This window comes from Streptomyces phytophilus, from assembly GCF_013870535.1.
In the GTDB taxonomy this organism is placed as follows: Bacteria; Actinomycetota; Actinomycetes; order Streptomycetales; family Streptomycetaceae; genus Streptomyces; species Streptomyces phytophilus.
This window is the reverse complement of record NZ_JACBXC010001269.1, coordinates 1-1707: the sequence shown is the minus strand read 5'-3', so window position 1 is coordinate 1707 and position 1707 is coordinate 1. Positions and strand designations below refer to the sequence as shown.

Below are 1707 nucleotides of genomic sequence, written 5' to 3'. Positions count from 1 at the left end.
ACGGGCGCCAGCGCCTCGCCCCAGCCCTCGCTGCCGTCGTCGGCGACGACGTGGACGAGCAGGGTCTCGAAGCGGGCGGAGTACAGGCTGCGCCAGGGTTCGCGCACCACGTACCCGCGTTCCTCGGTGAGGTCGCTGCCGTCGTCGAGCCGCCCCAGATACGCCTCGCCGTGCGGCAACTTGAGCGCGTAGACGCGGACATCGGCGATGCGGGCCATGCTCACCATCCCTGCTTCGGCAACGGGCTCAGGCGATGGCAGATTCCCACATCATGCAAGCGATATGCAAGAAGTGCATTGACCTTTACGGAAGAGGGGACCCGGTGAGCGGCAACACCCCTGAGCCGCCCACCGGGTGCTCGTGGGCCCGGCGCCGCGCGTCAGGCGGCCCGGACCAGCCGCATGTACTTCGTCCAGTTCCAGTTGGGGCCGGGGTCGGTGTGGGTCGCGCCGGGGACCTCGTTGTGGCCGATGACGTGGTCGCGGGTGCGCGGGATGCCGTAGCGGTCGCAGATCGCGGCGGTCAGTTGCGCGGACCGCTGGTACATCACCTCGGTGAACCAGGCCGGCTTGTCCACCCAGCCCTCGTGCTCGATGCCGATGCTGCGGGTGTTGTAGTTCCAGTTGCCGGCGTGCCAGGCGATGTCCTTCTCCCGGACGAGCTGGGCGATGTAGCCGTCCGCCGAGGCGATGAGGTAGTGCGAGGAGACGGCGCGGGCCGGGTTCTGGAAGATGTCGACGGCGTCCTGGAAGTACTCCTGGGTCACGTGCACGACCACGAAGTCCAGCGGGTACGAGGACGGCCGGCTGGAGACCGTGTAATTGGACGAGCTGGCCGGTATCCAGTGCGTCGGGGGGTACTGCGCCGCCTGCGCGGGGGTGGCGGCGAGGCCGCCGAGGCCGGCGGCCGCGGCGGTGGCGGCGGCGCCCTGGATCAGCCGCCTGCGGGGGAGGTTCGCGAAGTCCATGGGGCTCCTGACAGCGGAGGGACATTTGCGCGTACATGACAGTCCGGCATCCATCATGAGGACACGTCACCCCGCTGCCAAGACATGGCCGGATATGCCAATGGGCGCACCAAAGGCGGTGGTCGGGGAGGTGCGGGGCGAACGGGGCGCGCGCCGGCCCGGGTTCAGCCGGCGGCGACGGCGCCCGGCGCCTCCATCACGGCGTCGACCTCGCTCAGCGCCGCCCCGAGCAGCGGCCCCTCGGCGCCGAGCGCCGAGACGGTCAGCCGCACGGTACGGGCCGGGTCGGCGACCCGGCGGCCCAGCTCGCGTTCGACCGCGGGCACCACCCAGGGGGCGAGGCCGGCGAGGGCGCCGGCCAGCACGACGGCCTCCGGGTCGAGGATGTTCACGGCGCCGGCGATCGCGACGCCCAGCGCGCCGACGGCCTCGCGCAGCGCCGCCCGCACCCGGGCGTCGCCGTCGGCGGCGCGGGCGGCGAGCATGGCGATCCGCCCGCCGGGGCCGGGGTGCGCGGCGCGGGCGTGCGCCGGGCCGATGCCGGAAGCGCGCAGGACGGCCTCCTCGCCGGCGTACTGCTCCAGGCATCCGCGCCCGCCGCAGACGCACGGCCGCCCCTGGGGGCGTACGGGCACGTGGCCCAGCTCCCCGGCGAACCCGTGCGCCCCGCGCAGCAGTTCGCCGTCCATGACGACGGCGGCGCCGATGCCGATCTCGGCCGAGACGTGCAGGAAATTCCG

General features: G+C 73.2%; 2 protein-coding genes and 1 pseudogene. All 3 read right to left on the bottom strand.

Annotated features, from left to right (window positions below; all coding sequences use genetic code 11):
- Window positions 1-218, bottom strand: a pseudogene (locus H5J30_RS31490) (mandelate racemase/muconate lactonizing enzyme family protein); the annotation flags it as partial.
- 161 nt (window positions 219-379) lie between these two features.
- Entirely contained in the window at window positions 380-967 is a 588-nt protein-coding gene (locus tag H5J30_RS31485) for an N-acetylmuramoyl-L-alanine amidase (RefSeq protein WP_181790970.1), read from the bottom strand.
- A 164-nt stretch (window positions 968-1131) separates the two neighbouring features.
- Window positions 1132-1707: ROK family protein (locus H5J30_RS31480; RefSeq protein ID WP_181790968.1), on the bottom strand; the 576-nt coding region annotated here is incomplete at its 5' end.